Here is a 25163-nt window from a genome sequence, read left to right as displayed (position 1 = left end):
TGGTGACAGCGTGTGAAACGCCCCGAAAGCTGCTCGCCAGCGATTGAGGTATTGCTACGCGCACGCTTCTCGGATAATAGCCGCCAATATCGGGAGTTCAAATTCGATACTGGTAGCCACGACGGTGGGGCCTCCTGTACGGGAGAATCACTTTTACCAGGGAAAATACGTAATTTGAAATTTTCTGAGACCACCAAAGTAAGAATAACACCCGTTTCAGTCGGTCATAGGCGAATATTGCCCAAGTTTTATTATATATTAACGATAGTTAGTGAGTGAGGTTGTGTACCATTCCACAGTGGAGTGACCCAACCGGTAACACACGACGATGTACAAGCACCCGGAATCGGAGGGAAAGAGCCGAGAACAAGTCGACGGGGGACGGTCAGTTCGGGGGAGTGACACGCACTGGATGTCCGACTCAACGGCACGACAACTATGACGAAGATTCAACGAAATAACGGCGTAGCGGAGGTATCGTATGTCAGATAGTGACGACGGAGGGATGTCCGACGGACTCCAAGTAGAGCTGTTCCACCCGGAGTCCGATCGAAGTCCGGGCGACACCAACATCCAGCGGTTCGGGTTCGATATCCACCCGATCGTATTCCCGGTCGCACTGCTGTTGATTGCGGTGTTCATCGCCGTTACGGTGCTGCTCGGAGATCAGGCCGCCGAGGCGTACTCGGCGGTGCGCGGCTTCTTCGAGGGCAACTTCGGTTGGTTCTATCTCCTCGCGGTGAACATCTTCATCGTCACGATACTGTACTTCGCCCTGGGGAAGTTCGGAACGATCCGGATCGGCGGGGTCGAAGCCGAAAAGGAGTTCAGCGACTTCGCCTGGATGGCGATGCTGTTCAGCGCCGGAATGGGGATCGGCCTGATGTTCTTCAGCGTCTCCGAACCGCTGTACTACGTCTCGAACGTACCGGGGTTCTTCGGCGCTGAGGCCGGAACCGGCGCGGCGGGCGTGGCCGCGATGACGCAGACGTTCTTCCACTGGGGCTTCCACCCGTGGGCGATCTACGGGCTGGTCGGCCTCGGGCTCGCGTTCTTCTCGTTCAACCGCGGTCTCCCGCTGACGTTCCGTTCGATCTTCTGGCCGCTCCTCGGCGAGCGGATCTACGGGTGGCCGGGCCACGTCATCGACCTCGTCACGGTCTTCGCGACGCTGTTCGGCCTGGCCACGTCGCTCGGCCTCGGCGTCGCACAGGTCAACACCGGTCTCTCGTACGTCCTCGGCGATATGCTGGGGCTCGTGAGCATCCCGACCGGAACGATGCCTCAGGTGGCCCTGATCGCCGGTATCACCGCCATCGCGACGCTGTCCGTCGCGGCCGGTCTCGAAGGCGGCGTCAAGCGACTGAGTACGGTGAACCTGTACCTGATGTTGACCCTGCTCGGGTTCCTCATCATCGTCGGTCCCACGCTGTACATCTTCGGCGCGTGGGTCGAAGGCCTCGGCGCGTACTTCGGTAACCTCCTCTCGCTCTCGTTCTTCACCGGAACGCTCGGCGAGGGCGCGGGAACCGTCGGCGCTTGGACCGTGTTCTACTGGGCGTGGTGGATCGCGTGGTCCCCGTTCGTGGGGATGTTCATCGCGCGGATCTCGAAGGGCCGGACGGTCCGCGAGTTCGTGATGGGCGTGCTGTTCCTCCCGTCGCTGTTCTCGACGCTCTGGCTCGCCGCGTTCGGCGGCAGCGCGCTGCAGAACACGCTCGTCGGAAACGGCGCGGCGCTCGCGACTTACAACGAACTCGGTCAGACCGTCGCGATGTTCGCGCTGTTGGAGCAGTTCCCGCTCGGTGCGATCAGCGGCCTGCTCGCGACGCTGCTGGTGATCACGTTCTTCGTCACCTCTTCGGACTCGGGATCGCTGGTCATCGACCACCTCACCTCGGGCGGCAAACACGACGTTCCGAAAGCACAGCGGATCTTCTGGGCGGTCACCGAGGGCGGAGTCGCGGCCGTGCTGCTCATCGGAGGCGGCCTCAACGCGCTGCAGACGGCAGCAATCGCGACCGGCTTCCCGTTCGCGATCATCCTCGTCCTGATGTGCTACACCGTCTATCAGGGGCTCAAAAACGAACACGAGATCCTCTCTTCGGAGCAGTTCGCCGAACGGATCAGAGACCTTACCGATGAGGAGGAGGTCGACGTCGTCACCACCGGCAACGAGACGGTGACCGAGATTCGAGGCGGTGCCGACACTGAGGGGGGTGACTGATAGAGGGCCCACGAGCAGTTCCTCTCGGTACACTCCGAGAGGTCGATCGTACCTTCACGGACTACTTCGGTATTCTTCTCACGCAGAGCGTTCGAATCGTCAGGTCACCGATTCTATCAGCGATACAGATCGAATTCGTCGAGTAAGGGAGCGAAGTACCTGCAGGAATTATCTCGGGAGTCGCAACGCTGCGTACGTCGTCGTCGTTCGACACGAGCACACCACACGGCGCCACGATGCATCGAACCACCACCCGGACTCAGTTCCTCGAATCACCAGCTCTCACCGACGGAAATCAGTAAAATTTCCACTCGTCATCGTCGTCGTCGTCCGACGGCGGTCGGCGTCTGAGCTCGTCCCCCTCCGTATCAGTCTCGTCGGGCCACTCGATTCCGTCGCCTCGCACACTGCGGTACAAGAAGCCTGCGAACGCGGCGACGAGCAACAGCAGAACCAGCGTTCCCGCGATACTCACGAGGTCTGGGAGGGACTCGAAGGGAAACTGCAGAACGCGTACGTCGGGGGTGGTGAGGGCGTCGATCCGAACCATACCCTACCGTAGGGGTTGCAGGCCTTTAGTTCCGTGCGCGACTGATGAATGGTCAGTGCCGGTTCGCCGTTCGCCGTGCCGCGTCGGCGTGTATCCACCGACGGACCGAGCCCCCGATGCCCACCGCGGCGATCGCGAACCAGGCGACGGCACCGAGGAGAAACGGAAGGGCGAGCACGGCCACGGCACCGACGAGTCCGACGGCGAGGAGACCGATCCACGGATCGCTGAATCCCGCGAGGTCGGCGATCCAAGCGCCCACGACGACGTAGCCGACGCCGCCGAGCGTCAGCAGCGCACCGCCGAGCGCGACGCCCCCGAGTATCAGACCGACTGACGCACTCACACCGAGTCGAGCGAACTGTGTGAAGCCGTAGGCGACGAGGAACCCGGCGAGAGAGTAGGCGAAAAATCCGTACAACACCGCCAGCGGGAGGTTCTCGGTCGACGCCTCGACGGCAGCTTTGATTCGATTGCCGTACCAATAGTTGACGGCACCACCGGCGAGTGTGCTACTCAGAAACGCCACCGCCGCCCGGTAGGTGGCCGGAAGATCGACCACCGTCGCTGGGTCAACCGCCTGCAGCGGTACCGACGCGAATAGCGCGAGTTCGGATCCGACAAATAACGCACTCTGTAGGGGCACGACACTTGGTATCACAGCGCGTCGTGAAAGTGTGTCGGTCGACGTCGCCGACGTCGAAGCCCCTGGAATCGAACGCCTACTCAGAGCGGAGTCGCCCCTCAACGACTCGAATCGCGGCCACGTTCTCCGCGACGTCGTGCACCCGAATGACGTCAGCCCCGCGATCGACGGCGAGCGCCGTGCCCGCAACGGTCGGGGTCAGTCGTCCGTCATCCGCGTAGTCAACCCCCTTGAACATCGATTTCCGCGAATGTCCGATCAGGACGGGACAGCCGAGCGCGCGGAATTCCGCCGACCGATCGATGAGTTCGAACGATTCGGCGGGTGACTTCCCGAAGCCACAGCCGGGGTCGATCACGATCTTTTCGGGATCGATGCCCGCTCGTTCGGCGCGAATGACCTGCTCGTTGAGCGCTTCCAAGACGTCGTCGACGACGTCGTCGTAGATGGGGGAGCTGTCCGGGTCGACCGGAATCGAGTGGCTGTGCATCAACACGAGCGAGGCGTCGTGCTCGGCGATCACGAACGGCATCTCCGGATCGGCGAGCCCTGAGACGTCGTTGACGATGTCGGCACCCGCCTCGAGCGCCGCGTCGGCGACCGATGCCTTCCACGTGTCGACGGAGATGGGGACGTCGAGCCCAGAGAGCCGCTCGATCACCGGAACGACGCGATCGATCTCCTCGTCGGCCGGAACCGGATCCGCGCCGGGGCGGGTGCTCTCACCCCCGATATCGATGATGTCCGCCCCGGTGTCGATCATCGATTTCGCCCGGTCGAGGGCGACGTCGAGCACCTCGTACTCGCCGCCGTCGTGGAAGCTGTCCGGGGTAACGTTGAGAATCCCCATCACTGCCGTCTCGTCGCCGCCGACCGTTCCGAGCCCCGATTCGTTCGCCGGTACGTGGGGATCGAGTTGGTCCTCCAGTTGGGCCGCGACGTGCCGAAGCCCCAGGCCCTGGGCGCTCAGTTCCGAGACGAGCGCTCGTAGCTGCGCCGTCGTTCCGGCGATGACCGTCGCGACCAGTTTCTCCGGGCTGCCCGATTTCGACCGGTGGCAGTCGCCGCCAACCGCGGAAGCGAGGTCGGCGACGCGCTCGGCCTGGTCGGGTCTGAGATACGTTCTGAACACCCGGTGGTCCGCGTCATCCACGGAGACGCCGGATCCCTCCCGTTGCGCTGGCTCGATCGAACTGTCAGCGGCGTCCCCGTCGAACGAAGCACCCACGAACGACGCCTCCACGTGCGTCTCAGCGGTATTGACGGTGGGAACCAGGCAACGAGCCCACCGGTCCCGCGCCTCCGCGACCGCGTACAGCGATCCCGTGACGAGCACGAAGTCGTCTGGACCGGCCGCGTCGATGGCTTGTTCCGTCGCTTCGGCGACTGACGGAATCGTTCGAACCGAACCGGCGCGTTCGGCGAGAACGTCGGCCAACACCTCCGGGTCAGCCGATCGATCGAGGTCCGGGCGCGTCGCGTACGCCGTCTCGATGGACGGCAGCGGAGCCACCATCTCGTCGTGGTCCTTGTCGGCCATCGCCCCGAACACGAGGTGGAGGTCGTCGTACGTGTAGCGATCCAGCAACGCGGCGAGCGTCTCCGCCGCGCCGGGGTTGTGGGATCCGTCGAGGACGATCATCGGCTCGGTGGACAGGATCTCGAAGCGCCCCGGCCAGATCACCGAGCGGAGGCCGACGGCGATCGTCTCGGTGTCGACGTCCGCGATCTGACGGGCGAGCGCGGCGGCGACGCCAGCGTTACACGCCTGATGTGAGCCGAGCAGCGGCAACTGTGTCTCGACCGTCCAATCTGGCCCCGCGATCGTCACGTCGCTTTCGACCGCCGATCGCATTCCGGTCTCCCAGGCGACGACATCAGGTCCGGATCCGTCGGGGTCGGCGTCGCCCCCGACGGTGATGACCTCCGTGAGTTCCCGGATCGCGTCCAGCGCCGCACCGTCAGCGGCGGTGACGAGCGGGGCGTTCGCGGGCGCGACTTGCGCCTTGTCGCGGGCGATCTCCTCGACGGTGTCGCCCAGGAGTTCGGTGTGTTCGAGACTGACGCTGGTGACGGCGCTCGCGATCGGATCCACTGCACTGGTCGCGTCGTACCGACCGCCGATTCCGACCTCCAGGATCGCCACGTCGACGTCCATCTCGCTGAAGTGCCGGAGCGCGATCGCGGTGAGAACCTCGAAATGGGTAGGCTCGTCGTCGATCTCGCGGAGCCGGTCGATACAGGGCGTGAGCTCATCGACGTACTCCGAGAGCAGCGATTTCGGGACTTTTCGGCCGTCCACCTGCACCTGCTCGCGGAAGTCGTTCAGTCCCGGAGAGGTGAAGATACCGACGCTCACGCCCGCGCGCCGGAGGACGCTGTCGAGCATCCGCGCCGTACTTCCCTTCCCGTTCGAACCGGCGATCTGCACGCAGTCGACGTCGTCCTGGGGGTCGTCGAAGTGTGCGAGCATCTGGGCCGTCGTCTCGATACCGAGCTTCGGCCGCCGCTGCTGGAACGAGGTGAGGTAGTCGGCCGCCTCGTGGTATTCCATACCAACGTATCGTCGTCGGTTACCTGATTAACCTATCGCAGCGCGACGAACCGGAGAACGTATTAGATATCATATAATTATCCGTTCCCGAACAGTACCCGAATATATCGGACAGCCGGTGATAGAGATCTACGATCACCTCCAATCAAGCACCGTCCTTGTATCAGGTCTATCGTCCGTATATCTGTGTTTTCTCGGGTTTATCCGCGCCGGAGTGAATCACAGAGGTGAAGTAGTGAAGGAAGATGATCCGATATATTCGGTCCTTTTTTCGAAGGGGCTGAAACACGTCTTCTCTGATTTCTGTAAATTTTTTCCGATACGCTTACGTGGCCTCCGCGGGTCACGAGAAAGTATGACGTCCGAAGACGACGGCGGTTTCCCCACAGACTACGAGATCGCAACATCCGCAGAGAAGCAACCGATCAAAGACGTTCTCGAGCCCTGGGGCATCGACAACGACGACATCGAACTGTACGGCGACTACAAGGCGAAACTGTCCCACGAGGGCGTCAATCGCCTCCGCGACAACGCGGAGAACAAGGAGGGTAACCTCGTCCTCGTGACGGGGATGACCCCGACGCCGATGGGCGAGGGCAAGACGGTGACCACCGTCGGCCTGGGTCAGACGCTCAACCACGTCGGCGAGGACGCGATGATCGCGATCCGCGAACCGTCGCTCGGGCCGGTCTTCGGCGTGAAGGGCGGCGCGGCTGGCGGCGGTTACTCGCAGGTGCTCCCGATGGAGGACATCAACCTCCACTTCACCGGCGACCTCCACGCGCTCACCTCCGCGCACAACCTCATCGCGGCGATGCTCGACGCGAAGATCTCCCAGAGCGACGAGTTCGACATCGACATCAACGACGTCGCCTGGCCGCGCGCGATGGATATGAACGAACGCGCGCTCCGCGACATCGTCATCGGGCTCGGCGGCAAGTCCGGCGGGACGCCGCGGGAGAGCCGCTTCCTGCTCACCGCGGCCTCGGAACTGATGGCGGTCCTCTGTCTGTCCGAGGACCTCGCTGACCTCAAGAAGCGCATCGCGCGCATCATCGTCGCCTACGACGAGGACGGCGACCCGGTCACCGTCGACGACATCGACGCGACGGGTCCGGCCACGATGCTCCTGAAAGACGCAATCAAGCCGAACCTCGTGCAGACGCTGGAAGGCACGCCCGCCTTCATCCACGGCGGCCCCTTCGCGAACATCGCCCACGGGACGAACTCCCTCATCGCCGACAAGACCGCCTTCGGGATGGGCGATTACCTCGTCACCGAGGCCGGGTTCGGCTCCGATCTCGGCGCGGAGAAGTTCATGAACATCGTCTGCCGCCTCGGCGATATGACGCCGAACGCGGTCGTGCTCGTTTCGACCGTGCGCGCCCTCAAATACCACGGGATGGGTATGTGGCCCGCCGACCTCGACGCCGTCAAGGAGGCGGGCGTCGACGAGCTCGAAGCAGGCTTCGCGAACCTCGACAAGCACGTGCGTAACCTCCAGAAGTTCGGCGTCCCGGTCGTCGTCGCGCTCAACCGCTTCCCCGACGATGCGGACGAGGAAGTCCAGGCCGTGCTCGACCACTGCCGCGAGGACCTCGGCGTCCGGATCGCCGAGTCGAACGTCTTCTCCGACGGCAGCGAGGGCGGCGTGGACCTCGCCGAGAACGTCATCGAGGCCGTCGAGGAGGGCGACGAGGACGACTTCGATCACCTCTACCCCGACGACGCCCCGATCAAGGAGAAAATCGAGACCGTCGCGACCGAAGTGTACGGTGCCGACGGCGTCAACTTCACCGGTGCTGCAGAGGACGACATCGAGCGCCTCGAGGACCTCGGATTCGACGACGTGCCGGTCTGTCTCTCGAAGACGTTCCACTCGCTGAGCGACGACCCCTCGAAGAAGGGCGCGCCGTCGGGCTGGGAACTCGAAGTCCGCGAACTGTACCCCTCCGCGGGCGCTGGCTTCATCGTCGCGCTGACGGGCGACGTGCTGGACATGCCCGGTCTCCCGGCCGTTCCCGCCGCCGCGGGAATGGACATCGACGACGACGGCAACATCAGCGGCCTGTTCTGAGGGTCGCAGAACGCCGTTTTACGGCACGAAGGGTGCCGAAATAGTCGGGCGGTCACATTTTTTGCGGTCGAAGCTCGCGCCGCCGGAGCTACCGCTCCTCGGCAATCACCCAGATCGCGCGGTAAAGGTCCCACAGTGAGCACTCACACCGTTCCGCGAGCGCTCGGTACGCTTCCAGATAGCGCGCGTAGTCCGACGTCGTCGGCGACGCCGGGTAGTCGCCGTCGAGTTCCCCGAGCGCTCGGAGCGTCGACCACTGACGCTCGTCGATAACGACGTAGCGTTCCGGATCGATGAACTGGCAGAACGCCGAGCCGATCTGCACGTCGACGCCCGAGAGAGCCGTCAGGTGCGACAGCATATTGTCCGCCCCGTCTGCGTCCACGGCGGCGGAAATCGCCTCGTGGACCGCTTCGTAGTCGTTCTCGTCGTAGGCGTCCTCGACGGCGCGGCGGTCCGCGTTCGGAACCGCGCCCAAGAATCGGCGGCCGTACCACTGGACGACCCACTCCGGATCCCGCCAACCGTAGTCGCCGTCGGCGAAGGTCTTCGGCAACAGCTCGATGTGTTCCGATTCCACGGTTGAGAGCGGTTGTATCTCGGGGTACGCGCGCAGTTTCTCCTCGACGAGGTCCGCAGAGAGTTCCATACCCCTCCTTCTCGGTCCGGACGCCTGAACGTTTGCTTCCGAGCGCTGTCCGGGGTGGAGTCGGCGGCACCGTCTTCTGGATCGCGGACGTCGGTTTCGACAGTCCGGATGGGGGACGTCAGTCCCGTCAGGAACGCGTGGCGAACAGGCGGCACAGTTCAGGTGATAGGTGGCGCCCGCCTGGTCCTCCTCGGCCAGTTACCCAATCGTCTATTCACCCATATCGCGCAGTCGCTCGCATCGTCGTGCCGCGCAACCGCTTCCGACGCGAGGTTGGTCCTCAACGCACGGGGGTTCTGGCCGCCCGATGGTATATAAGGGTTCGTCGGACTAGTGAGGGAAAGAGCGACGACAGGGAGCAGCGAAACAGAGAGTAGCGGAGCAGAGATCTCATCAGACCCGGCGGGAATACGCGGTCGGGGTTGAGCGAGAATACGCTACGGATCCGAACTGGAATACGCGGTCGGACGTCCCACCCGCAAACATAAGCTGTCAACAGGGGTATGGAAGGCGAGATATCGGAATCGGTGCTCAGGCGGTGATCGGAACGGTGGAGAAGAACTGTCTGTTTTCAAAACTTTGTGCGTGGGACGTTCGGCGGTGACAACGGAGGTTTCCGTGGGATATTTTGAGGTTCGGACGTTGCGTCTCTGGGTCCGGTTATATCGGCGTGCAGTGTGTGAGAAAGATTCATACTCGTGGCCGGGCAGCATTACAAACGAGATGAATCACCACGCGGAGGAAGTGAATTATGTCAAGTGAAGAACAAGATCCGGTGAAGACGATCTGTCCGTACTGCGGCGTCGGCTGCGGGATTCAGGTAATGCCCGGCGAGGATCCCGGCGATATGCGCTTTATGCCGTGGGGAGACGCGCCCGTCAACGACGGCCGCGTGTGTATAAAAGGCGGCGCGGCGACGCAGGTCGTCAATCACGAGGACCGACTGACAGCGCCGCAGATCAAGGAGGACGGCGAGTTCCGCGAGGCGACGTGGGACGAAGCGTACGAGCGAATCGTCTCCGAGATGGAGGGGATCCACGAGGAGTTCGGAGCCGACGCGATGGGCTTTTTCGGCTCCTCGAAGACGATGAACGAGGAGAACTACCTCCTCCAGAAGCTCGCGCGGCGCTACGGCACCAACAACGTCGACAACTGCACGCGGATGTGCCACGCGTCGACCGTGTACGCGCTGCGGACGAGTCTCGGCGCGGGCGCGATGACGAACAGTATGGAAGACCTCGAAGAGGAGGCCGACGTGCTGTGGATCCAGGGCGCGAACCCCGCCGAGCAGCACCCCATCGCCAACAGTAACTACTTCCGGCAGGCCGTCCTCGAGGGCGCGACCGTCATTCAGGTCGATCCGCACGCCAACAAGACGACGCGCTCGTTCGACATCGAGGAGACGGACCGCCACCAGCACCTCCAGCTCGAACCGGGCACTGACATCCCGCTTCTCAACATCGTCCTCAAGACAGTCCTGGAGAACGACTGGGTCGACGAGGAGTTCATCGCGGAGCGGACCGAGGGCATCGAGCACCTGAAGGAGACGCTCGAGGACTTCGACAAGGAAGCCGCCGCCGAGGAGTGCGGCGTCCCGCTCGAAGACATCGAACTCGCGGCCGAGAAGTACGCGACCGCCGACAACGCCACCATCTTCACCGGAATGGGGATGAGCCAGCACACCTGCGGCGTCGACAACGTCCAAAACGAGATCAACCTCGCGCTCATCACCGGCAACGTCGGCCGCCCCGGCACCGGCGTCAACCCGCTGCGCGGGCAGAACAACGTACAGGGGACCTCGGACGTCGGCGCCATGCCGAACGTCCTCCCCGGCTATCAGCTCGTCGACGACGACGAGGCCCGCGAGAGCGTCGAGGACGTCTGGGGATTCGAGATTCCGGACGAACCCGGTCTGACGAACGTCGAGATCACCGGCGCGATCGGCGAGCAGATCCAGGGGATGTACGTGATGGGCGAGAACCCGATTATGTCCGAGCCCAACGCCAACCACGTCGCCGACCTCCTCGAGGAGCTCAACTTCCTCGTCGTCCAGGACATCTTCATGACCGAGACGGCGGAGTACGCCGACGTGCTCCTCCCGGCGACGACGTGGGCCGAGCGCGGCGGCACCGTGACCAACACCGATCGGCGCGTCCAGCGGATGCGCGGCGTCGAGAAGGTCCACGAGAACACCAAGCACGACCTCGAAATCCTCTGTGAAGTCGGCACGCGACTCTTCGGCGAGGGCTTCGACTTCGACACCCCCGAGGAAGTGTTCGAGGAGCTCCGACAGGTCACCCCGAGCTATCACGGAATGAGCTACGACGCGCTCGGCGAGGAGGGCATCCACTGGCCCTGCTATGAGCCCGGTGACCAGGGCGACCAGTACCTCTACGCCGACGGATTCGAAACCGAGAGCGGCCTCGGCCACATCGAGGGCGTCAGCCATCAGCCGCCCAAAGAGGTACCCGACGACGACTATCCGCTGATTCTCACCACCGCGCGCCTCGAAGAGCACTACAACACCGGGACGATGAGTCGCCGCTCGCCGCGGCTCAACAAGCAGTACCCGGAGAACTTCGTCGACGTCCATCCGAACGACGCCGAGCGCTACGGCATCGAAGACGGCGAGACGGTGCGGGTGAAGTCTCGACGCGGCGAGATCGAACTCGAAGCGCACGTCACCGAAGACATCAAGGAGGGCGTCATCTGGACGACCCCGCACTTCGCCGCCGCGGCGGCGAACGTGCTCACGAACGACGTGCTCGACGAGCGCGCGAAGATCCCCGAGTACAAGGCCGCCGCCGCGGAGATCGAAGTCGGCGTCGAGCCCTCCACCACCGGCGACGCGCCCGCCGACGACTGAGCGAACCGGGCTGACGGACACTCGCCGTCACCGGTTCGAAGGGAACGAGAGGCCCACAGCGCGACGGGGGGCGGCTCTCGTTCGTACTGAAAGCGGTACCGAAGCGGCACCGAAAGCGGGAATCTATTGCTCGCAGCGTATTCGATTCACTCCGCATCCAGCAGTTCGACCGTTCCGCGAGTCCCGTCGATGCGGATGCGTTGCCCGTCCCGAATCCGTTTCGTCGCCTCGGAGACGGAAACGACGGCTGGCAGGCCGTACTCGCGGGCGACGAGCGCGCCGTGGCTGACGGCGCCGCCGACCTCGGAGACCAACCCGGCGGCGTTCAAGAACAGCGGGGTCCACCCTGGATCGGTCGACGGTGCGACGAGTATCTCACCGGGGTTCACCGTCGCTGTCGCCGGATCTCGAATTACGCGGGCCACGCCCTCGACGACGCCCGACGAAACGCCGGTTCCGACCAGCGATCCCTCGGGAAGCGTCCCGGGGTCCGCACGGCCGCGGACGGTTTCGCCCTCGCTCGTCAGCACGGGCGGCGCGTCGAACTCTGTATTTCGGGCGTGCTCTCGCTTCCGGGCGGTGAGGTCGACGTCTACTCGCTCTCCCTCGAGGGCGTCAAACAGTTCGTCTCTGTAGAGGTACCACACGTCCTCCCGCCGTTCGAGTCGGCCACGAGAGACGAGCAGCTCGCCCGCGTCGAGCAGCGCGCTCCGCCACGCAGTGAACGCCCGCGCGGCCTCCTGTTTTGGGTATTCGCGGAGGTAGACGGTGTCGCGGTACGTACGGATGACCCAACGGACGTACCGGCGGCGAAGCGGTCCGAAGGGGCCGCGATCAGCGCGCGCTTCGAGCGATTCGGCGGCCGTCTCGGCCTCGCTGTCGAGACGTTTGATGCGTTCTCGGTGGTCGCCCGCCGTCTCGCGTTCGAGGTTGGCCCTGACGACGCCGAGAAGCATCGACGGGTCCTCGCGCCAACGCGGTCGACTGAGGTCGATCTCGCCTGTCCCGCGGTGTCCGAACTCGTCGAGGAACCGCTCGAACTCCTCACAGAATTCCGCACCGCCGCTCACCGCTGCCATGTCGTCGAGTGAAGCGCCGTCGCGAACCGCGGCGGCGACGTTCGGGCGGCCCCGAGCGACGTCTGCGAGGTCACCGAGGCCGAGATTAATGCGGGTGACGACGTCGCGTTCGAACCCCCGGCCGACGGCGTTCACCTCCTCGGGGTAGTCCGGGAACGCTCGCTTGAGCCAGCCGCCGAGGGCGAACGCCAAGAACAGCGGGCTGATTCGAGGGTACACGTCGCGGAGAATACGCCTGATGTCGATCGCGTCAAACACGGCGCGGGCCCGGGCTTCCGGGCTCGTCGCGTCAGTGACGTCGCCGAGAAACAGTTCGCCGACGCGGTCCCAATAGCGGTCGTCTACCGGCGTCTCGCGACCGGCCATCGCACGGAGTAGGTGCCGAACGACGCCGGGGACCGCGGGGCCGACAAGCCGGACCAACTTCCCGGCCGTTTCGACGTACCTCGGGAGCGCGCTGATCGGAACACCGCGGGGCTCGAACTCTTCGGGTCGTCGGGAGACGATGTCATCGAGACCTGCGGAGATCGGCTCGTTTATCGCCGCGATCCGCTCGATCACCCGGGTTCGCAGGGGAGGACGACGCAGGAACGGAGTGACGTCGATGTAGACGCGACCTCCGGCCTCGACCGTGAGATTTGGGTGTGGGGCGTCGAGATCCGCCGAGGAGAGCACGTTTTCGGTGTAGGTCCGCCAGACGTCACGGACGAGCGGCGGCATCGACTCAGGCATCGCCTGCATATGCCCCATACTGATGTAGACGTGAAGGCGGTCGTCGACCGGGGCTGGCGACGGACACGGGAACAGCGACGTAATCGGCCGCGACTGCAGAATGACGAACTGACCGTCGGCGAGGGCCCACTCGACGTCCTGCGGCGCACCGAACAGCGTTTCAGCACGCGTTCCGAGCCCCGTGAGGGTGCGAAGCTGATCGTCCGTGAGTACGCGGGACTCCCGACGGTCCGCCGGGAGGTCGACGCTCCTCGTTCCACTTTCTCCAGTGTGTATTTTTTCCGAGAAGGGCTCTCGTGCCTCCTTCGTCACGGTCGGAGGCGTCGCTAACTCGACGGCAGTGGTCTTCGTACCGATCGTGTACTCGAGCACTTCCTCGGTCCGGGTGTCGACGAGAGCGTGGTCCGGCGTAACGTCGCCAGCGACGACGCTCTCTCCGAGGCCGTAGCTCGCATCGATGGACGAAACGTATCGATTTCCTGTCTCGGGGTCCGCGGTGAAGAGGACGCCCGCGGCGTCGGCATCGACCATCGGCTGGACGATGACCGCCATCGCCGCGTCGCGGTGAGAGAGATCGTTGCGTGAGCGGTAGGCGATCGCCCGGTCGGTGAAGAGACTGGCCATACAGTCCCGAACGCGATCCGGGACGTCCTCGGGTGCGACGCCGAGGAACGTCTCGTGTTGACCCGCGAACGAGGCCGTCGGAAGGTCCTCCGCCGTAGCACTCGATCGAACCGCGAACGATGCCGTCGCGAGTGATTCCGCGGCCTCGACGAGATCGGTCTCGACGGACGACCCCAACGTCTGCTCCTCGATGAGCGATCGAAGTTCGGCGGCGGCAGCGGACAGGGCCTCGCCGTCTGTGAAATCGAGCGTATCCAACCGATCGATCGATCGCTGGACGCGTGGGGAAGCGGCGAGTTCCCGGTACGCCGCCGTGGTAACGACAAAGCCCCGCGGGACGGGCAGGCCAGCGCGGGACAGCGACACCAAATTCGCGCCCTTTCCGCCTGCGACGCCGATGGCCCCGACTCCCCGTTCGTCGAACCACCGCACGATCGAGTCGCTATGAGACCCAGGCATCGGTGTCAGTATCGAATACTACGTTCCGGGGCGCTATAACGATAGGTTACTCAGTCAACAGATCGTGGATGAGCGCCAGTTGAAAAACGGCCTCGCGATGGGACGGAGGAGCAGGGTTGGGAGGTAACGACATCTCGTGGCTCTTCGTTAGACACCGCAATGTCCGCTGAAGTTCGACGCTCACAATGGTGAACAGCGGTGTTATGGGTAGTTTCAGGTTGCGGATTTTCTCGTGTTGTGCGCAGGTCCGAATCGGAACGCAAACGTGTTGCTCGTGGTTCCAGATTTCTAACGGCTAACCGGAGCGCACAGAATAAAGTTGCATAGAAGAGGGTCACGTAGAAGAGAATCTCGCAGAAGGGAATTACGTAGAAGAGAACCGCACAGAAGAGAGCCGCGTAGGAATCGAGTAGTCAGCGTACCGCGTCCGTTCCCTCAGTCGCTACAGCGCGCGACCGAATCACGAGCGACCGGCGTGTCGTCGTCCACGACGTCTCCGAGATCCAATCGATCGAGGAGTCCGCGGGTGGGTATCCCGTCGGCATTCCAGCCGCGCGCGGCGTAGTAGCGGCGGCGCAGGCCGTCGAACCAGCCTGTGTCGATCGTTTGACCCGCCGCGGGGCCACCCGCGAGCGGCTGTTCGAACAGCACGGGGAGCGTCTCGTCTTCGGCGTCGAATCCCTCGCGAGCGTTGAACAGGCGCGTCAGCGTCCACGTGCGCTCGCCGACGCGCAGGAGTTCGGACGGATCGGTCGGGGCTGGCGTGTCCACGGCCGAGAGCCACTCGGCTCCGAGGTCGTTTTCGAGGACCGCACCCGCGAAGTCGTCGGCGATGAGACTCCAGAGAACCGCGGTGATCGTCTGCTCGCGGATGACGAGTCGGACGCGGTCGGTGTCGTCCCACGAGTCGCCCTCGAAGACCTCAGTCTCGGCCGGGAGCGATCTTCTGTGACACGCGCCCCTATCGCTCGTCGCGTACGCGAGCGCCATCGTCGGCGAGCCTCGGGGATCGTAGGCCGGAAGCTCCATCGACTTGATCGTCGGCACGAGGTCGGCTCCGCCGAGGCGCTTCGCGGCGGCGTCGACGCCGTCTGCGAGCGCATCCGGAAGCCCATCTTTCCGAACCGCGATCGCCTCGATGAGTTCGCGAGCGGCAGCCTCGTCACCGAACTGTAGCGACGACCCGAGCGACGGTCCCAGCGCCGAATCGAGGTCGACGACGCCGTCCTCGCCCGCTCGAACCGACCACGCGACGGCGTTGCCCGCGCTAATGACGTCTACGCCGAGTCGATCACAAACCTGTCCGAGCGCTGCGACGGCGTCGAAATCGTCGATACCCAGTCCCGCACCGAGCGACATCGGTGTCGCCCCTCGGGGCACCGACTCGCCCGACGAGGTCGACACGCGAAACCCGCCCGGAATGTCGCTGTCGGCTCCGGCCTCGCGGTCGACGGCCGCCGCCCGGACGGCGTCGATGCCGATATCCTCCGCGCCGTCGAACGATCCCTCCTGCCAGCCGTGGGTCGAGAGCACGCCGACCTCGTCGGCGAAATCGACGGTTTCCAGCGTCGCGCTCGCCGCGTGCCACCGGCCGACGTCGGTCTCGCGGTATCGACGTTCGTACGTCTCCTGGAGCGCGGCAACGTCCGGGGACGGGTCGGGGAGCTCGCCGCAGGCGACGACCGCCTTGAGTCCCTTCGCGCCCATTACCGCGCCCGCACCGCCTCGCCCGGCGTGGTGGTCGCCGCCGTCGGAGGCGATCGTCGCGTACCGCACGCGGTTCTCGCCCGCCGGGCCGACGCAGGCGACGGAGCCGTCGAGGGCCTCGCACGTGTCGACAACGTCACGACCCCACAGATCGTCAGCGGGCGACAGGGTCGCCTGGCCGTCCTCGATTTCGAGCACGAGCGGCTCGTCCGTCTGTCCGGTGACGGCCACGCCGAGCGCGCCGTCGAGTGCGCCGACCAGCGACGACGCGAACTCCCCGCCGCTGTAGGAGTCGAGAAACGTGCCCGTCAGCGGCGAGCGCGTGATCGCCGCGAACTGCGGTTCACCCGGGAGCAGCCCGCTCAGGGGGCCGAGCATAAACAGCAGGTAGTTGTCGGGGCCGAGCGGGTCCGTACCAGGCGCGAGTCGGTCGTACAGATAGCGCGCGCCGAGGCCCTTGCCGCCCACGTATTCGGCCAGCCACCGTTCCGGGATCGGATCGCGCTCGATCTCTCCGTCGGTCAGATCGACCCGGAGGACGTGGGGGGTGGCCGCAACGTTCATTCAGCACTTGATAGCAGTCGAAGACTCATTAAGCGTTTGCTATGGGGTCGTCTGGCGGCAGGTACTGGAGTCATCCGACAGTGATCCGCGGGGCCGTCTGACAGTGATCCGCGTGGCCGTCTCATAGTGGTTCGCAGGGCAGTCCCACCGAGATTTGCAGAGCCATCCGACGAATCGTTCGGCGCTATTCCGTCGTCGCGATCGCCTCGATCTCGACGGCTGCCCCCTTCGGAACCGCACCGGCGCCGACGGCGCTCCGAGCCGGGGGTTCGTCGTCGAAGAACTCGCTGTAGGCCTCATTGAACTCGTCGAAGTCGTCGATGTCGTCGAGGAAGACGGTAGTCTTCAGGACGTCCGAGAGCGAGAGGTCCTCCGATTCGAGGATCGCTTCGACGTTGCGAAGGCACTGTCGCGTCTGGTCGGCCACCGACTCGTCGTCGAGGAGGTCGCCGTCGGGGGTCAGCGGCAGCTGCCCGGCGGTGATCAAGAGGCTCCCGTTCGTCGTCGCCTGGCTGTACGCGCCGACCGCGGCCGGGGCGTCGTCCGTGCTGATGGTTCGCTTCATACGCCATGGAATACCCCAGCGATCGTCTTAAAACTCGGTTGCTCGGACCGATCGGAGCACAACGTGAACGGAGCGTGAAACGTTGTGTCGGGTTTCGACGAAGTGCAGCGGCGAGGACACCGTGACGGTACTCACGTACACGGAATGGATTACGCACGAGGCGGTAGAGGCGCCTCTAACACGCCCCTCACTGGTTGATGATGACGATTGCGACGAGCGCGAGACCGATCCCCGCAACTTTCTGGGCCGAGAGCGGTTCGCCGAGCGCGACGACGCTGATCGCAGCGGCCGTCACGAAGTACATCCCGCCGATCGTCGAGACGATGGCCGTCGAACCGACGGTGACGCCGACGAAGGTGGAGAGGACGCCGATCGCCGCCGCGATACCCGCGATACCCGAGTAGAGCAGGCCGCGGTGATTGATCGCCAACGACGCATCGGAGACGACCACGTAGATTCCCGTCGCGACAGTAGCGGTCAGATACGAGACGAACGCGGCCGTTTCCGGGTCGATACTGTTGGAAGCCACGTCGCCGAACGTGATCCAGAACCCCCAGGCGAGCATCGTTCCCAGCCCGAAGAGAATGGCGGGGTTCACACGTCGACACCTCGCGGTCGGTCCCGCCAGTCTGGATCCGTCTTGTGATAGTGCCAACTCATTGCTATCCCACAGCTACGGACGCACCGCTGTTCAGACTGCCGACGAAGCACAACTAGACGAGTTATTGACATTACAGTTTTATTGCGGGTGTGAGTACCCTTGAGGGTGGTTGACTCACAACGGGGGTCCGACGAACGTCCGTTCGAGGAGGTGTTTTACCAGACCGAACGGGTTCCGCTCGTCGCGTGGCGGGAATTCTCCGGAGCGAAACCAGCGGTCGCGCTGATGGCTGCGGTGACAGTGCTCGCCTTCGTCACCGGGCTCTCGAACCTGAGTCAGCCGGATCCGGTCGTATCGGGGCCGCTCGCGGCGATCCTTCCGATGGTCGAAACGATTGTCAGATTCGCTGGCGTGTTGTTCGCCTTCCCGCTGGGTCTCGTTACGGTCGGCCTACAACGACGGAAGCGGATCGCGTGGGTCGCGGCGCTGGTGCTCCTTCCCGGCCTGGCGCTCCTCCCCTTGGTAACGGGCAATGCCACCGAATTACCGCTGTTCGTGCTCTCTGTCGCGGCGATTCCGCTTCTCGCCCTGAACCGAGAGAGCTTCGCGCAGCGGATCGACCTCTCGTCGTTTCAGATCGCGTCGCTGGCGGCGATCGTGGGCGTCGCCCTGTACGGAACGGTGGGCGCGTACGGGCTTCGGGGACAATTTCTCGAGCTCAACGGCTGGGGAGACGCGTTCTACTACGTGGTCGTCACCGTGGCGACCGTTGGCTACGGTGACATCACGCCCGTCACCGTCGAGGCCAAACTGTTCTCGCTGTCGGTGATCCTGTTCGGCACCGGTGCGTTCACCGTCGCCGTCGGCGCGCTCATCGGCCCGGCGATCGAATCGCGGATGGCCGCGGCATTCGGAACCATGACTGCATCAGAACTCTCACTGCTCGAGGATCACGTGGTGGTGCTCGGGTACGGCGACGTGACCGAATCGTTCCTCGACCGACTCGGCGACACCGACGTGGTGGTCGTCACGACGAACGCCGAGGCTGCCGCCCAAATGCGCGAGGAGGGAATCGAGGTACTGACCGACGATCCGACGGACGAGGAAACCCTGCGAGACGCGCGCCTGGACGTTGCGACCGGCGTCGCAGTTGCAAGTGCGGACGACGCGACCAACGTCCTCGCCGTGTTGGCGGCAAGAACCGTGAATCCGGACGTCCGGATCGTCACGGTCGCGAACGAGGAGACCCACGTTGCGAAGTTAGACGCCGTCGGCGCCGACGAGATCATCGACCTCCGAGCGATCGGTGGTCGGATGTTGGGAGACTCGGTACTGGAATCGTCGACGGAAGCAAACGATGCAACAGAATAATATCAATTCGTGCTAACAAGTGTCGTATGGGTGCGAGAGACGGGGCCGAACCGGCGCGTATGCTGCCCAACGCGCTACTGGCAACCTTCGTCGGAGCGGGGTCGGTCGTCCTCGTCGGGTTCTTCTTTCCGTCTGTCGTCGACAACGTACTCGGGGGACGGGCGTGGCTCGTCGTCTCGCTTCTCTTTTTCGGTTCGGGCCTCGGCTACTTGGCCGCGCTCCCGTACGAGGGGTTGGGGACCGAGACGTCGACCGCCTCGACGTTGCTCCACGTTCGCCGCGGCTCACTGCTGAATCATCTCTCCGATGTGATGAAATCACACGACCCGGTCATACTCGGTCTGCCGGTGGTCGTGTTCTCACTGTATTTCGCGCTTCAGATCGTGTTTCCCGCGGGAACAACTGCGGCCGTGGGATCGCTCACCGAAACCGTCCTCAGTGGGTTCGGCCCACTGCTCGTCGCGACGGTGTTGCTGGCCGTCGGCTTCTGCGTGTTCCTGTTCGGGAGCTCCTGGGGGGATATCAGACTCGGCGGGGACGTCGAGCCGACCTACACGCTACCGACGTACTTCGCGCTCGTGTTCACTGCGGGGATCGCCGCGGGGATCGTGTTTTGGGGCCCCGCCGAAGCGCTCTTTCATTACCAGACCCCTCCGCCGTTGTTCGACGTGACGCCGCAGTCAGGGGCCGCCGTCGACGTCGCGCTCAGGTACACGCTCTTCCACTGGGGTCTCAGCGCGTGGAGTGCGTATGCGGTTATCGGGATCCCGCTCGCCTACTTCGTTTTCGAGCGTGACGCCCCGTTACGGATCTCCTCGATACTGACGCCGTTCGTGGGCGTCGATAACCTTGATTCGTATTGGAGTCGCGCACTGGATACCCTGGCCGTGTTCGCGACGATCGGCGGCATCGCGACGTCGATTGCACTCGTCTCCCAGCAGTTTCTGACCGGTGTCGAATTCCAGTGGGGCGTCTCCTCCGGCCCGTTCGCCCCGGTACTGTTCGTCGGCGGTCTCGCAGCAGTCTACGTACTATCGGCCGTGTCGGGCCTGCACCGAGGGATCAGGCGGATCGCTGGCACCTGCGTCGTGCTGTTCGCGGTGTTCGCGCTGCTGCTGTTCGCCGTCGGCCCGAAATCCTTCGTCGTCGAGCGCGGGACGACCGCCCTGGGATCCTACGTGATCCACTTCATTCCGATGAGCCTCGTCTCGTCCGGGTCGTGGGCGGCATCGTGGACCGTCTGGAACTGGGCGTGGTGGTTCTCGTGGGCACCGTTCGCCGGAACGTTCCTTGCTGCGCTCTCTCGTGGCCGACGCATTCGGACAGTTGTGCTGACGACCGTCGCCGCCACGTCTGCGGCGACGAGCGTCTGGTTCCTCGTCGTCGGCGGGTCGACGCTGTCGATGCAGCACTCCGGTCGTGTTGATATTCTCTCCGCGATCGAAGCGCGAGGAGGCTCGGAGGCCGTCGCCGGATTTCCCCTTCTGTCTGCGCTTCCGCTCGGCGATCTACTGATATTTCTGTTCTTCGCGCTCATCGTCGCGTTCATTGTCACCTCCGCCGACACGTCCACGCTCATCGCCGCGATTCTCGCCTCGCGACGGGGAATTGCCCCCTCTCGGGGGAGTATCGCGCTTTGGGGGGCGTTCCAAGCGGCAGTTGCACTGGCCGTGATTCTCATCGGCGGCGGCGAGACGCTCCAGGCGCTCGCGGTCCTCACCGGCGCACCCTTCGCCGTCTTAGCTCTCGTCGCGATGATCGGTCTCGCACTCGCGTGTATCCGAGAGGAGCGCGGCGGAGAGCACACGTCGCTCGTTCGGCACGTATTGAACCGCCTTCCATCGGTTCAGCTGCATCACGATTTCGACCCGCCGGACCGCGAAAAGTGACCTGACGGCGATGGAAGGGGATAAGATCCACGGACTGTTTGCTATGTGCGGTTCTGCGACGACGTCGGAAGTGGATCTCCGACGACTTACGAGGTCGCAATCGACCGACAGAAGTTCCGAACGATCTGCTTTCCGGCGTCGGTGAGGATGCTCTCCGGATGGAATTGGACGCCGTAGTGTGGCCTATCGACGTGTTCGACGCCCATTACGACGCCCTGTTCGTCCTCCGTCGCGGCCGTCTCCACCAGCACATCGGGGATGTGTCCGGGTTCGACCGCCAGCGAGTGGTAGCGACCGACCTCGAACGTCTCGTCGACGCCCTCGTAGAGGGGACTCCCGTCGTGGCGAACGAGAGAGGGCTTTCCGTGAACAACCTCCGGGGCGTGTCCGACTGGTGCGCCGTGGGCCGCACAGAGCGCTTGGTGACCCAGGCAGACGCCGAGTGCGGGGTAGTCCGTTTCGGCGAAGATGTCGATCGAGATTCCGGCCTCCTGCGGCGTTCCCGGTCCCGGCGAAACGACGATACCGTCGGGGTCGAGCTCGTAGATGCCATCGATATCGATCGCGTCGTTCCGTCGAACGACGACGTCCTCGAACTCGCCGACGTACTGGACGAGGTTGTATGCGAAGGAGTCGTAGTTGTCGATGATGAGGATCATTGTGATTCGTCCACCTCCAGGGGCCGTGGGTCGTCCGACCCGGACTCCGATTGAGCCGCTTCGGCCGCTTCGACCCCCTCGTCCCCCTCGACGGTGAACGACGCCCGTTCGCCGAGCGCCTCGTCGACGGCGTTGATGAGCGCCCGCGCCTTATCCAGCGTCTCCTGGTACTCGTCCGCCGGTACCGAGTCGTAAACGATCCCGGCTCCGACGCGAAGCCGATACTCCCTGCCGCGTCGAACCAAGGTGCGGATGACGATGTTCAGCGTCGCGCGATCGTCGAATCCGAAGATCCCGATACTGCCGGTGTAGGGGCCCCGGCGGGTCGTCTCGACCTCTTCGATGATCTCCATCGTCCGCGGCTTCGGCGCGCCGGTGATCGTCCCACCCGGGAAGACCGCCGCGACGGCGTCGGCGATGGTCGCCTCAGGTCTTCGAACGCCTTCGACGAGCGAGACGAGGTGCATAACCTCGGAGTAGCGGTCGATCCGTCGGTACTCGGAGACTTCGACTGTCCCGTACTCGCTGACCTTCCCCAGATCGTTGCGTTCGAGGTCGACGAGCATCGCGTGCTCCGCGCGCTCTTTTTCGTTCGCTAACAGGTCGGCTTCGAGGTCAGCATCCGCTTCGGGCGTCTCCCCCCGCGGGCGCGTGCCCGCAATCGGTTCGGTGAGGAGCCGATCGCCGTCTACTTCCAAGAGCAGCTCCGGGCTCGCGCTCACGAGGTCGATCCCCGGGAACTCCAACAGTCCCGAATACGGGGCGGGGTTGACGCGCCGGAGCGCATCAAAGGCCTGTACCGGGTGCACCGCCGCAGGTGCGACGAGGCGATGCGAGACGTTCGTCTGGAACGTGTCGCCGTCGCGGATGTACTGTTTGATCGATCGTACGCGGTCGGCGAACGCGTCTTCGCCGCAGTCACTCTCGAACGTGGCACCGCTAGCCGATACCGGTGGTTCGGGCGACGATATCGGCCCGGAACGTACATCTTCAGCCAGGGCAATCGCCTGTTCGAGTGCCGCCCTGTAGTCGTCTTCGGGCGAGTCGCAAACGATCGGACAGACAGTGATCCGTAGTTCGACCCCGTCGGCGTCGCTCGTGGCGGTGTCACCGTCCTCGGCCGCTTTGCCACCCGCGCCGACCCGCGGTTCTTTCCACGCGACCACGCTGTCGAAGACCCCGAGTTGGAGCTGTGGGAGCCCGTCGCTCTCGGTCGTCGATGGGATGGACTCCAACTCCCGCGCGACGTCGTAGGAGAGCCATCCGAAGACACCGCACGGATAGGGAACCTCACAGTCCCCGCGAACGAGCAGTTCGCGGTCCAAGAGCGAGTCGATTGCATCGATAGTGGGTGTTTCATCGCGCATTGGCGACGCTCCCGCGTCTACGTCTGTCGCTGACGTCTCCGACTCGGGAGCCGTTTCACCAGTGTAAGTTGGGACTTCGACGCGCTCGATCGGATCGACGGCGAAGTATCCCCACCCGGACTGCCCGCCGGTGGTTTCGAGATACACCCCGTCGGTGCCGGAGTCACGAACGCGACGATACGCCTCGAATGGATCTGATACGACGGTTCGAACCTCTACCGGAACGCGAGCCCCGTGTGGAGCCGAGGCCGCCGTTTCGACGAAATTCTCCTGTTCGGTTATGACCGTAATCTCACTCATCGGATACGAGTTGCTCCCGCCAGAAGCCACTGCGAATGACCCGGCGTTTTCTACCGAGTCTGCGTCGCGTACGGCCAAAAACTTTGCGCGAAGCATCGAGTCTCATCGGTCGAATGTCGCGAAATATCTGCCATATCGTAACAAAGCCGAGAACATTACGACAGAGTATGCCGGATGTGTAAATGGCAAACAGAAGAGAGGTGTTCCACAGCGGGTGCCGGTGAAACTTCGCGTGTTCCGGTGGACGCGTCGGGATCAATGTTCGATGGGTCTTTGATCAGCGGCGCTCCGAGTACGGATATGTCCGAACTGACGGCCCATCACGTCGGCCTTACTGTTACTGATCTCGATCGGGCAGTGACGTTCTACACCGAGAGGCTCGGCTTAGACGTTATTTCTCGGTTCTCCGTCGGCGGGGAAGCGTTCGCAACGGGCGTCGGTGTCGATGATGCTCGCGCGTCGTTCGTTCATCTTGACGCGGGGAACACGCGACTGGAGCTCGTTTCGTACGACTCGACGGAGTCGAGCGACGACCGCCCACAGATCGACCGGGACGGAGCAATGCACATCGGACTGACCGTCGATGACGTTGCGGCGTTCTACGAAGCGCTACCGAGCGACGTTGAGACAGTGAGCGAACCACAAACCACTGAGAGCGGCACGACGATTTTGTTCATACGCGATCCGGAGGGTAATCTCGTGGAAGTACTGTCCAAGTGAAATCGGAAATGGTTCTGGAAACGGAAATACGGTGAGTGCCGGGGGTGTTGGACGTAGGGATAGCGTGTAGAGTGACAATTCGGATGCAGTGGGGAAGAGTCCGAGTGTGTGAAGATGTGTGCAGCCGAGGAGGGGAACGGTCGGATGGATATCCAACCGATTCCATTGGGTTGGAAATTTATGCAATATAAATCGTGAAGGATGAACTGAGAATAAAAATACGCGTATGAGTACTAACAAAGCCTCAGATGGATCCGGGACGTTCTCAATAACACGATGGCAACAGCAACCCAACACGAAGAGCGTCGAAGCGAAACTGAGAGCACCGACTTTTACCTCCCCGCGTCATCGATCTCGACGGCAGTGGATCGCCTCGAATCCATCGTCGGTCGTTTCGTCAATCGACACGGTGTCGTCCTGATTCCCGACAGTTACAACAAGTAATCACTCCGTAATTCTCGGAGTCGGCTGCCATATTCCGAGCGGAATTTTCACTTTTCGCGGTTCAGATCACGGCTTCACGGTTTCATAACGATCAGGATGATAACTGAAGTTCGAGTGACGGATTTCGAAACACACCCCTCCACTTTGTCCGCAGTTACGGTCACGAGGGACAGTCAGGGGTGATCGATACGGTGAATGCCGGGTGAACTGTGGGACATAGAAGGACAAGCAAAGGAAATCCACGCTGACTGGCCTAGTCAACCCCTGGTGAAATTCCGAAGTTTGCCCCGCTCCTGCGGCCGCGCTCTCGTCGTATGAGACAACTTTCGTGTGAGACAGATATCGTGTGACACACATTTTGTGTGAGACAGCGTTCGGGCAGCAACACGAACGGCGCTAAGGGAGTGAGACATTAAGAATGAGACACCACGATGTCCGCTGCTCTCTCTCGGACATTGATAGAGAATCTTCCCTCGTTGACCTGGTAGTGTTTAGTTTGGAGCATTGAGCCAG

17 protein-coding genes are annotated in these 25163 nt (G+C 63.5%); 7 read left to right on the top strand and 10 right to left on the bottom strand.

From position 1 onward, the window contains the following. The first annotated feature begins 481 nt into the window (after positions 1-481). Positions 482-2227, top strand: a complete 1746-nt coding sequence (locus FJT57_RS11570; protein WP_144905383.1) for a BCCT family transporter — start codon at positions 482-484, stop codon at positions 2225-2227. Positions 2228-2522: 295 nt separating this feature from the next. Here FJT57_RS11570 and FJT57_RS11565 read toward each other — a convergent pair whose 3' ends face one another. From FJT57_RS11565 to folP, 3 genes are all read right to left on the bottom strand, one after another. Next, complete coding sequence (locus FJT57_RS11565) at positions 2523-2777, bottom strand: hypothetical protein (protein ID WP_144905381.1); 255 nt, start codon at positions 2775-2777, stop codon at positions 2523-2525. Positions 2778-2829: 52 nt separating this feature from the next. Continuing rightward, positions 2830-3423 carry a hypothetical protein gene (locus FJT57_RS11560; RefSeq protein WP_144905379.1) on the bottom strand — a complete coding sequence of 198 codons (594 nt, stop codon included), beginning with the start codon at positions 3421-3423 and terminating at the stop codon, positions 2830-2832. Positions 3424-3499: 76 nt separating this feature from the next. Beyond that, a complete protein-coding gene (folP, locus tag FJT57_RS11555) occupies positions 3500-5977 on the bottom strand; it encodes a dihydropteroate synthase (protein ID WP_144905377.1) in 2478 nt (825 codons plus the stop codon). Between the two features lie 355 nt (positions 5978-6332). Here folP and FJT57_RS11550 point away from each other — a divergent pair, with 355 nt between their 5' ends. Then, complete coding sequence (locus tag FJT57_RS11550) at positions 6333-8054, top strand: formate--tetrahydrofolate ligase (RefSeq protein ID WP_144905374.1); 1722 nt, start codon at positions 6333-6335, stop codon at positions 8052-8054. 88 nt (positions 8055-8142) lie between these two features. On the opposite strand, the gene FJT57_RS11545 is transcribed toward FJT57_RS11550, so the two are convergent. After that, positions 8143-8703 carry a hypothetical protein gene (locus FJT57_RS11545; protein ID WP_144905372.1) on the bottom strand — a complete coding sequence of 187 codons (561 nt, stop codon included), beginning with the start codon at positions 8701-8703 and terminating at the stop codon, positions 8143-8145. A gap of 751 nt (positions 8704-9454) precedes the next feature. Between FJT57_RS11545 and fdhF the strand changes: the two genes are divergently transcribed. Further along, entirely contained in the window at positions 9455-11569 is a 2115-nt protein-coding gene (gene fdhF / locus FJT57_RS11540; RefSeq protein ID WP_144905370.1) for a formate dehydrogenase subunit alpha, read from the top strand. Positions 11570-11715: 146 nt separating this feature from the next. On the opposite strand, the gene FJT57_RS11535 is transcribed toward fdhF, so the two are convergent. From FJT57_RS11535 to FJT57_RS11520, 4 genes are all read right to left on the bottom strand, one after another. Next, positions 11716-14463 (bottom strand): PEP/pyruvate-binding domain-containing protein, encoded by a 2748-nt coding sequence (locus FJT57_RS11535; protein ID WP_144905368.1) that lies wholly within the window; start codon positions 14461-14463, stop codon positions 11716-11718. 435 nt (positions 14464-14898) lie between these two features. Next, positions 14899-16734, bottom strand: coding sequence for an aldehyde ferredoxin oxidoreductase family protein (locus tag FJT57_RS11530; RefSeq protein ID WP_144905366.1), 1836 nt, complete (start codon positions 16732-16734; stop codon positions 14899-14901). Between the two features lie 184 nt (positions 16735-16918). Next, positions 16919-17299, bottom strand: a complete 381-nt coding sequence (locus FJT57_RS11525) for a Rid family detoxifying hydrolase (protein ID WP_144905364.1) — start codon at positions 17297-17299, stop codon at positions 16919-16921. A gap of 187 nt (positions 17300-17486) precedes the next feature. Further along, entirely contained in the window at positions 17487-17897 is a 411-nt protein-coding gene (locus FJT57_RS11520; RefSeq protein ID WP_144905362.1) for a DMT family transporter, read from the bottom strand. Between the two features lie 168 nt (positions 17898-18065). On the opposite strand from FJT57_RS11520, the gene FJT57_RS11515 reads away from it, so the two are divergent. Both FJT57_RS11515 and FJT57_RS11510 read left to right on the top strand, forming a co-directional pair. Beyond that, positions 18066-19271 carry a potassium channel family protein gene (locus FJT57_RS11515; RefSeq protein ID WP_203229161.1) on the top strand — a complete coding sequence of 402 codons (1206 nt, stop codon included), beginning with the start codon at positions 18066-18068 and terminating at the stop codon, positions 19269-19271. A 26-nt stretch (positions 19272-19297) separates the two neighbouring features. Next, positions 19298-21160, top strand: a complete 1863-nt coding sequence (locus tag FJT57_RS11510; protein ID WP_144905360.1) for a BCCT family transporter — start codon at positions 19298-19300, stop codon at positions 21158-21160. Between the two features lie 86 nt (positions 21161-21246). On the opposite strand, the gene FJT57_RS11505 is transcribed toward FJT57_RS11510, so the two are convergent. Both FJT57_RS11505 and FJT57_RS11500 read right to left on the bottom strand, forming a co-directional pair. Continuing rightward, positions 21247-21819, bottom strand: coding sequence for an anthranilate synthase component II (locus FJT57_RS11505; protein ID WP_144905358.1), 573 nt, complete (start codon positions 21817-21819; stop codon positions 21247-21249). Then, positions 21816-23486: an anthranilate synthase component I family protein gene (locus tag FJT57_RS11500; protein ID WP_144905356.1), complete on the bottom strand. Its 1671-nt coding sequence runs from the start codon at positions 23484-23486 to the stop codon at positions 21816-21818. The genes FJT57_RS11505 and FJT57_RS11500 overlap by 4 nt, the downstream gene beginning before the upstream one ends. Positions 23487-23786: 300 nt before the next feature. Here FJT57_RS11500 and FJT57_RS11495 point away from each other — a divergent pair, with 300 nt between their 5' ends. Both FJT57_RS11495 and FJT57_RS16690 read left to right on the top strand, forming a co-directional pair. Beyond that, positions 23787-24206 carry a VOC family protein gene (locus FJT57_RS11495; RefSeq protein ID WP_144905354.1) on the top strand — a complete coding sequence of 140 codons (420 nt, stop codon included), beginning with the start codon at positions 23787-23789 and terminating at the stop codon, positions 24204-24206. Positions 24207-24482: 276 nt separating this feature from the next. Next, positions 24483-24650: a hypothetical protein gene (locus FJT57_RS16690; protein WP_203229160.1), complete on the top strand. Its 168-nt coding sequence runs from the start codon at positions 24483-24485 to the stop codon at positions 24648-24650. The last annotated feature ends 513 nt before the right edge of the window (positions 24651-25163 follow it).

The sequence above is a fragment of the Halobellus captivus genome (genome assembly GCF_007655485.1).
GTDB classification, from domain to species: Archaea; Halobacteriota; Halobacteria; order Halobacteriales; family Haloferacaceae; genus Haloquadratum; species Haloquadratum captivum.
The sequence above is the reverse complement of the archived record's forward strand: the minus strand, read 5'-3'. Positions and strand labels throughout refer to the sequence as shown.